Annotated in this window: 7 protein-coding genes; 4 read left to right on the plus strand and 3 right to left on the minus strand. The window is 45.7% G+C overall.

The annotated features are described in order from the left end of the window. From IH879_14195 to IH879_14205, 3 genes are all read right to left on the minus strand, one after another. The coding region (locus IH879_14195) for a 2-oxoacid:acceptor oxidoreductase subunit alpha (protein MCH7676085.1) at positions 1 to 1947 on the minus strand (1947 nt) is incomplete at its 3' end. A gap of 72 nt (positions 1948 to 2019) precedes the next feature. Further along, entirely contained in the window at positions 2020 to 2406 is a 387-nt protein-coding gene (locus tag IH879_14200) for a hypothetical protein (protein ID MCH7676086.1), read from the minus strand. Between the two features lie 265 nt (positions 2407 to 2671). Next, positions 2672 to 3808 (minus strand): Mrp/NBP35 family ATP-binding protein, encoded by a 1137-nt coding sequence (locus tag IH879_14205; protein ID MCH7676087.1) that lies wholly within the window; start codon positions 3806 to 3808, stop codon positions 2672 to 2674. A 593-nt stretch (positions 3809 to 4401) separates the two neighbouring features. Here IH879_14205 and IH879_14210 point away from each other — a divergent pair. The 4 genes from IH879_14210 (at position 4402) to IH879_14225 (ending at position 8835) form a co-directional block, all read left to right on the plus strand. Beyond that, positions 4402 to 5127, plus strand: coding sequence for a response regulator transcription factor (locus tag IH879_14210; protein MCH7676088.1), 726 nt, complete (start codon positions 4402 to 4404; stop codon positions 5125 to 5127). Then, complete coding sequence (locus IH879_14215; protein ID MCH7676089.1) at positions 5124 to 6599, plus strand: HAMP domain-containing protein; 1476 nt, start codon at positions 5124 to 5126, stop codon at positions 6597 to 6599. The genes IH879_14210 and IH879_14215 overlap by 4 nt, the downstream gene beginning before the upstream one ends. Positions 6600 to 6911: 312 nt before the next feature. Further along, positions 6912 to 7817: a hypothetical protein gene (locus IH879_14220; protein MCH7676090.1), complete on the plus strand. Its 906-nt coding sequence runs from the start codon at positions 6912 to 6914 to the stop codon at positions 7815 to 7817. A gap of 226 nt (positions 7818 to 8043) precedes the next feature. Next, positions 8044 to 8835, plus strand: a complete 792-nt coding sequence (locus tag IH879_14225) for an Ig-like domain-containing protein (protein MCH7676091.1) — start codon at positions 8044 to 8046, stop codon at positions 8833 to 8835. Positions 8836 to 8905: the final 70 nt, after the last annotated feature.

An 8905-nucleotide genomic window follows, 5' to 3' on the forward strand; every position in this document is an offset into this window, starting at 1 on the left:
TTCCAAAACCCACACCGGTTCACCGTAGCCATTTTTAGTCACATCAACGGTTTTCGCGGGACGAAGCTTGTCCCCGAGATGAACCCGAATATAATGGTACGCAATCTCGCGAGCTTCCTTTTCGGTTACCCGGAGGTCGAGTGGTTCACCTCTGAGAATAGCCATGACACGATTTGTGATTAGTCGTGGCTCGAAGGGCTCGCCGTCGTACTTCAAAATAGTATCCGTGCAAGAAAAACCGGTTTCGGCTCGAAGGTGTCTGGCAAACTGTCCGCTAGCGTTGACTTCCACCGCGATGGTTGTCTTGCATTTATCCAGAATTTCGAGCGCCTCTTTTGAATGGAGAGGAAAAAGATATTTGAAATTCAGTTGATTTGCGGTAATGCCTTCTTCTTGCAATTGTTCCAGGGTTTCCTGAATAACGCCCCAGGTCGAACCCCAACTTATGAGGGTAACTTCAGCGTCAGCTGGACCCTCTAATGCTGGGGGTTCTAACTCTTTGAGAACTCCCTCCAACTTGCGCATGCGTTTTTCGTTAACTTTTCGCCGAACGGCCGCGTTCGTGAAAACGTCGCTGATGATCACACCATCTTCGTCATGGTCGTCAGATGCTGCCACGTAAACCATTCCTTCACTACCAATAACTGGCCGAGGCGATACCCCTGACGGCGTAAATGCATAACGCTTGAACCCGCCATTGTTTTCCATGTTTTCAGGGACTTTGCGAATCAGATCTCCACGCTTGATTTCGAGGTCGTGCGACCAGGAGCCTGGCTCGATGGTTTCGTAATTTTCGCCTAACAATAAATCGGATAAGATAATCACCGGGAGTTGAAATTGTTCAGCGATATTGAGGGCTTCAGCCGTTATGTGGTAGCAATCTGTGACGCTTTTTGGCGCCATGATGACTCGCGGAAAGTCACCTTGCGAAGCGCCCATGGCCTGGTTTAAGTCCCCTTGCTCGGTTTTGGTTGGTAACCCGGTTGAAGGCCCTCCTCGCTGTACATTGACAATGACTACCGGTGTTTCGAGCATCGCTGCTTCGCCCACCGCTTCGGTCATAAGTGCAAAGCCACCCCCTGAAGTTGCACACATGGAACGCACGCCCGCGTGCCCGGCTCCAATCGCTAAATTCACCACTGCGATTTCATCTTCCGCTTGCTTAACCAGCACACTACATTTTTCGCTATTTGTAACCAACCAATGCAAAATATTCGACGCAGGACTCATGGGGTAGGCCGCATAGAATTTCAGCCCGCCTGCCACTGCTCCCAGTGCCATAGCCGCATTTCCGGAGAAAAACGGCTTCGGGATTCGCGTGAATTCCCACGGTATGCTGATTTTTGCAGATTCAAAATGTTGCTTGGCATAGTCAAAACCGCCTTGCGCCACCTTTACATTCTGTTCGATAACTTCTTCACCTTTATGTTTGAAAATATCCGCCAGCACTTTGTGCAAGGTTTCAAACTCAAGGTTTGCTAGGTACAATAATGCTCCCAGCGCCATGGTATTTTGCATGATAGGAATAAGTTTGCCCATACCGGCGGTGACCTCTTTAAAGGGCAGTGGTATGGCCTGGACACTTTCCTGCAGGAGGGATGGATCACATGAGATTTTGTCTGAATTAAAAATGACTACGCCACCCGGATTTACTTCAGGCGCGTGCCTCTCAATGCTATCCTGATTCATTGCAAGCAGAACATTCAGATGATCTCCAAAACATGCCTCTTTTCTCTGGCTGATCCGAAGTCGTAGAAAAGTGTGCCCACCGCGAATAAGCGACTGGTAACTATTGTAAGAAATTGCGTGCAGTCCCAGACGATTGATCACCGTCGCCAGCGTATTCCCGGATTTATCAAGGCCATCACCCGCAGCACCTCCGAAACCAACCGTTATCTCCTTTGCCCTTTCAGGGGCTGTACCGGAATTTTTTCCGTTGTTTTCCATAAAAAGACCCCTCCTTTTATTCTGTTATTCTGTTATTCTGTTATGTTTAATTTTTATAAAAAATAGGTTGCATCAGCATTTCATACAACAGAATCTCCAACGAAAAACATCCGTGAGATTATTCACTTCCTCACCCCGGGCTTGGTCTGGGGACATGCAAAGCCAAACCTTGACTTGAGGTAAAATTGTTGACCGGCACGCCAGCGGGGGCAAATCCTTCATGGCTTGCTGCAGAGCCATGAAGGATTCCAGTTCTAAAAAGGTGAGTGTGTCGCGCCAGAGGTTTTTTTTACCGTTTGAAACCGCACGTTGATAACCGTGCCCCATGGTTGTGGAAGAAGTGATCGGATATGCGCACGCGTCTTCGGTGATGTGGGTGTCGACCCAGCTGACTGTCTTGGCTCCATCCGAAGTTGTGGGCGTGCCAGGATACAGAATTTTACCGTTTCCTTTCCCCATAGCTACCTCAAGAAAGGTTAATAATGTCCTGATTTAGACTCAAACCCTCCTGTTGCAGTGCACGTTGAAGTGAAAAAATATAGCTTTCAGCCGTCAGCAATTAGCTTTAAGAAACTGCATTGACTGTATCACTTAAAAGCCTGACAATTCATTCTCTGGTGCATACTTAAAAAAAGCTGAAAGCTGACGGCCGAAAGCTGCGTCCTAAAGTTCGTTTCACATCTCACGTTTCACGTTTGCCAGTGCGGCTGTGCCACGCTGGGGATTAGCTAATTTTAAAAACTCGTTTCAGGATTCCAGAGTCCTCTTTGGTTTTGCTGACCTGTTGAATTATCGTATCGGTAAGTGTTTTGAATGCCTTTGCGGCTGGAGAGTCGGGATCAGATATCGAGATAGGTTTTCCGGTGTCCCCGCCGACTCTAACTTTAGTATCAAGGGGGATTTCGCCAAGAAATGGGATTTTGAACTTTCGGCTGGTCTTTTTGCCGCCGCCATGATCGAAAATTTCAGTACGTTCATCACAATGCGGACAGACGAAGTAACTCATATTTTCCACGATGCCAAGAATGGGAACTTCTACTTTCTTAAACATGTTGATGCCTTTCTTGGCATCGGCCATCGCAACGTCTTGCGGCGTACTTACCACAATTGCACCGGTGAGGGGTAATGATTGCGTAAGCGTAAGCACGGCGTCACCGGTTCCCGGGGGCAGGTCAATGACCAGATAATCTAATTCGCCCCAATCGACGTCTTGCAGAAATTGTTGAATCATTCGCCCGACCAACGGTCCTCGCCAGATGATAGCCGTGTCGCCTTGAGAGATGAATCCCACGGAAACCATTTCGACTCCGTATCTGGATAACGGTGCAATTTTGTTGTTGCGCGTGCCGAGTTTGTCGTCTACGCCCATCATAATCGGGATATTCGGCCCGTAAATATCTGCATCGAGCAGGCCTACCTTTGCACCGGTTTTGGCGAGAGAAACCGCCAGATTCACAGATACGGTTGTTTTACCGACGCCGCCTTTCCCACTTGCCACCGCGATGGTGTACTTTGCATTCAGCATAGTTTTTTGCGGCTGCGGCTGCATAGGTTGCTGCGGAGGCATTCCGGGAGGCGGTGATGCAGGGGCTGAAGATATAACCTTCAAAGGATCATTCACCGTGGGGATCACATTGACCGTCTCGATTCCAGAGAGAGCCTTCACTGCCACGCGGGCATTTTCCTGGATAGATTCTTTATCTGGGTGGGAGTCACTTTTAAATTCTAAGGTAAACACAACGGTTGAGTTATTAATCTGGATGTTTTTGACCATATTTCTGGCAACAAGATCCTGGCCTGTTTGCGGATCTTGCACACTTTGCAAAGCTGCCAGAACTTCTTTTTCGGTTAAATCTGCCATTAAATCCTTGTATGTATTTGAGGTTAAGTCTATTAAGTTCAGTGGGTTGCTGTTTTTGTACTAAATGTTAAATATAGAAAAATAATCTCAAAAGTCAATTTATTTCGCTATTAGTGAAATAAAAATTTTCTAAAATGCCCTAACTTTAACGAAAATAATATATTGAACCGAGCAGTTTTTTGGTGGTTTTTTAGCTGTTCTCGTGCTCGACAGGGATTTTGTAATCTCTATTGCTAAATATTGGGGGAATTAAATTCCCCTATCACGGGGGATTCGGTGATTGCAAATCCCGAATGAACGAAAGAAACATACCCACGACATGAATTTTACCCACAGAAATGGAAATTCCACTGAAGAAGTGATAAAATTGTTTGTTTTAAATTCTGTGGGAGCCTATTTTATTGATCTGTTTTATTGATCTGTTTTATTTTATTTAACCTATCGCCCGTCGATCCTGTGTGTGAAACTGGTTGAAGTGTTCTCTTTTAATGGCTATATTTTTAGCCTATCGTGATAATTTCGTGATATTTTTTACTTATATTGAATACGAAAATTAATTAACCCTGATTAATTAAGTGATTCTCTAAAATTTGATGCAGAAAAATAATAAAATCTTGATCATCGAAGACGATCCGCATATCTCGGAACTTCTCGAGATTCATCTCGGCGATTTGGGTTATCAATTGAAACATGCTGCCGACGGTGTCGCCGGAGTTGAAAAGTTTGAGGAAGATGAATATGCTTTGGTGATTCTGGATCTCATGCTTCCGAAGCTGGACGGCTTTGAAGTTTGCAAAAAAATTCGCGCTCAAAACAATTTCACTCCCATTTTAATGCTAACCTCAAAGTCCGAAGAATTGGATAAAGTCCTCGGGCTAGAGCTAGGTGCCGATGATTACATTACCAAACCGTTTAGTATTCGTGAGTTGATGGCACGCATTAAGGCGATCTTTCGCAGAATGGAAGCGGATAAAGAAAAAGCAACCGGCAACGCCAAAAGCAAAGAACTCATTTTTGGAGATTTGAAAATTTATTTGGATAAACGAAAAGTACTCTTGGATAAAGCGCCAATCGATTTGACTGCAAAGGAATTTGATTTGCTGGCACTCTTTGCCTCGAATCCTGGCCGCGCATATAGCCGGCAGGAGCTGCTCGACATAGTCTGGGGGTACCAATTTGACGGCTACGAGCACACAGTGAACTCACATATTAATCGACTTCGCAGCAAGATCGAGCAGGACCCGGCAAATTCAAAATACATCAAGACGGTCTGGGGAATCGGCTACAGTTTTGTCGAACCGGAGGAGCTTTCCTCATGAACAAATTTATCAACAGCCTTTACGGTCGGATTTCTGCGGTATTTTTGATTCTGCTTTTGATTGTGGGGGTGGTGCAGATTCTGATTACGATTAATTCTTCCTTAAAGTTTGTTTGGGAATCAGAGCAGCATCTCAATCGTAATTTGGCTCAAGACCTCGCCAATGAATTTAAACCATTTCTCAAAGATAGTTTGGGCACCGAAGGAATTGAGCACACGATTCATCATTTGATGGTCATGAATCCAAGAGTTGAAATTTACCTGCTGGATGAAGTGGGACAAATTCTGGCATTTTTTGCCGATCCGAAGAAGAAAGTTAAACTGGATTCCGTTTGTCTACAGCCAATCCGACACTTTCTTAATAAGGAAAGTAAAATGCCCATCTTGGGAGATGATCCGCGGCATATAGGCCGCAAAAAACCCTTTTCAGCGTCAACCCTAAAAATCGGTTCAGATATCGACGGATTTCTCTATGTTATTTTAGGCGGCGAGAAGTACGATTCTACAATTGCGATGATCAAAGAAAGTTACATTATCCGAACCACTGCGATTAATCTCGGTCTCGTATTTATTTCCACTGGCATCATCGGTCTTATTTTGTTCGCTTTTCTGACCAAAAGATTTCGCAAAATGACTACCGCAGTAAAGAAGTTTGAAGAAGGTGAATTTGAAAAACGAATCGATATCAAATCAAATGATGAAATCGGGCAACTGGCCAAAGCTTTTAACCAAATGGCAGACACAATCGTTGCCAATATGGATGAGCTGAAGCGAACGGACCAACTCCGGCGGGAGCTTATTGCAAATGTCTCACACGATCTTCGCAGTCCCTTGGCCTCAATGCAAGGTTACCTCGAGACCATCCTAATGAAAGACTCGACTCTGAGTACAAATGACAGAAAAAAATACCTGCAAATTATTTACGATAATACCACGATGCTGAGCAAGTTAGTTAGCGAGCTATTCGAGCTTTCCAAGCTCGACGCTAAGCAAGTTCAACCCAAACCGGAAGCGTTTTCCATGGCTGAACTGACGCAGGATGTCGTCATGAAGTTTAAACCCGAAGCCGAATCCCTCAAAGTGGATTTACAAGCTTCGCTGCCTAAGGATTTGCTGATGGTGGAAGCTGATATTGGGATGATTGAGCGGGCCCTTTCCAATTTTATCGATAATGCTCTGCAATATACACCTGAAAAAGGAACAGTTAAAGTTGATCTGTCTAAACAAAACAAAAAAGTGCGCGTCGTTGTATCCGATACCGGTGTCGGCATTCCCGAAGAGCAAATCCCCTTAGTTTTTGAGCGCTTCTTTCGGGTGGAAAAAAGCCGCAGCCGCTCCTCAGGAGGGACTGGCTTAGGACTTGCAATCGCCAAAAGAATTCTTGAGCTTCATGAGAGCACAATATCTGTTGAGAGTGTGGAGCAGGAAGGAACTACATTTTCTTTTGATTTAAAGACTTTTCATGCCAATTAACCTTCAAGCAACCACAATCGTCATTTCGAAACGAGTGAAGCGAGAAGACTTTTTAAGCATAAACAAGATCCCTTGACTCCTCCACGATTAGCTCAGGATCGCTTCTTGGGTGTTCCATCCTCCATCCTCGATTCTCAATCCTCGCTTATCGCTCTTCGCTCCTCGGAATTCCCCTTTTCATAAGCTAAAGCTTGAACTCCCAACCATTTTAACTTCTTATGATCTCCTTGTGATACTTCTGTGATATTCGTTTTGTTTATTATCGCAAACAAAAGGAGCGGTTCATTTATTAACAAAAGAAGGAGTAGAATTATGTTACACAAATTTTTAATCACCGGAATGCTTTTTTCTCTAATCAGTCTTGGCTGTGAAAATGACGAAAATGGCCCAGAGGCGCCAACCACACTTCAATTAAACTTCACTGGTCTACAACCTTTGGCAAACGGCTTTCATTTTGAGGGCTGGGCGATTATCAATAACGCCCCTGTTGCAACCGGGAAGTTTAATGTAGATGCAAGTGGCAATATAGTTGACCTGAATGGCAACGCCATTGCAAATGGTGAGTTCGACACTGGCATCGATTTAAGCGGCACCACCGCAATCATTGTGACAATCGAGCCGGCTGGAGATACGGATGCCATTCCTGCGGATACCCACTATTTATCCGGAAGCTTGGCAAATTTGTCCGCGAGTTTGTCCGTTGGTCACGCCGCAGCTTTAGGAGATGATTTTACTTCCGCTTCCGGAAATTACATTTTAGCCACGCCGACAAATGGCGACAACACCAATGAGAACAGCGGCATCTGGTTTCTCGATCTTTCCTCCGGCAGCCCTGCCCAGGGTTTGAATCTGCCTGCTTTACCCGCCGGCTGGAAATACGAAGGCTGGGCGGTTATCAGCGGTACTCCGGTTACAACCGGTACGTTCACTAATCTCGCGGCCGTTGACGATGCCGCACCGTACAGTGGTACTCAAGGCGGACCTCCTTTCCCGGGAGAAGATTTTCTCCAGAGTGCCCCCTCGGGACTCACTTTTCCCACTGATATTGCCGGTGGCACTGCAGTTATCTCTATTGAACCATCACCGGATGAGGATGCAGCGCCGTTTACTCTAAAACCATTGGTTGGCTCTATTCCGAGCCCCGCAGCCGACCACGTTACTTACTCAATGAGTAACAACGCTTCGGGATTTCCAACCGGCTCAGCTACCATCAAATAGACCTTAAAAAGCCGCTTTGTTTTTGCAATCAAAATGAAGCGGCTTTAGTTTTAACAAACGAATTCGAAAAATTTTGCTTTGAACGTATTTAAATAAACTCTATTTTATCGAAAATAACTTTAATGAGGCTCAGTTTAAAATGGCAAAAATATGCTCAGGACTGCTGGGTATTCTGGTTTTGCTCTAACTAAGTTGCATCGGCACAGATTTTATCACTGAATCACCTTTGGGCAATCCTGCCAGAATTGAAATTGACCCAACAACAACGGCCATTCAGCAAGGTAGCGCAGTTAGCTTTCAAGCCACCTACTATGATACCTTGGGTAATATTATTCCCGGCACCTCCTTTCAGTGGCTGAGCTCTGATACCTCCATTTCCTCAATAGATGAAAATGGCTTCGCATCTGGAAATCAGCCCGGTCAAGTCATGATTGTTGCTGCCGCGAATGGCGTGGAGAGTGAACCTGCTCTGTTAACAGTTGTTTCGGATCCCAATCAAGTGGCGAAAGTTTCAGTGGTACCGGACAGCGGCAGCATAAGGGTAGGGGAGACTCAACAATACCTGGCCGCCGCTTTTAATCTAAATAATGATAGACTGGTGGGCAAGGTTTTTAGCTGGCGCAGCTCTGATCCGTCTATCGCAACTATTGACAACTCAGGTCTTCTCAGCGCAATTGAGCCAGGAACAGTTGATATTATCGCTTCAACAGACGGCATCGATAGCCATGCCGCGTTCCTGGAAATTCTGGGTGAAAGCCGCACAGGGATGTTTATGGAATCCGGTACTTCGTACACTGTGAGAGGTACGGTGCTTCTGGAAACGCTGGAAAATGGAAGTTTGATGCTGCAATTCGGGAGCGATTTTTCTTCAAGCAATGGTCCTGGGCTCCATGTCTTTTTATCAACCGCGAATCGAATCAACTCTGGCAGTTTGGATCTCGGTGAGCCTTTCTTCTTTTTCTTCCTTTTTTTCCCACCCGGCTTGTCGCCTCGCTTCGATGACGAGCCCGTTCGTTGACGAGTCGACTCCGGCCGATCCTCATCCAGGTCGCCCCAGTCGTCATTCACTTCGGCATCCGTCGCGGCCG

The organism is candidate division KSB1 bacterium (assembly GCA_022562085.1).
Lineage (GTDB): Bacteria > Zhuqueibacterota > Zhuqueibacteria > Oceanimicrobiales > Oceanimicrobiaceae > Oceanimicrobium.

What these genes read in the sequence shown, in the direction of transcription:
- IH879_14210 (MCH7676088.1), top strand. Translation starts at nt 4,402, where the DNA reads ATGCAGAAAAATAATAAAATCTTGATCATCGAAGACGATCCGCATATC.
- IH879_14200 (MCH7676086.1), bottom strand. Translation starts at nt 2,406, where the DNA reads ATGGGGAAAGGAAACGGTAAAATTCTGTATCCTGGCACGCCCACAACT.
- IH879_14215 (MCH7676089.1), top strand. Translation starts at nt 5,124, where the DNA reads ATGAACAAATTTATCAACAGCCTTTACGGTCGGATTTCTGCGGTATTT.
- IH879_14220 (MCH7676090.1), top strand. Translation starts at nt 6,912, where the DNA reads ATGTTACACAAATTTTTAATCACCGGAATGCTTTTTTCTCTAATCAGT.
- IH879_14205 (MCH7676087.1), bottom strand. Translation starts at nt 3,808, where the DNA reads ATGGCAGATTTAACCGAAAAAGAAGTTCTGGCAGCTTTGCAAAGTGTG.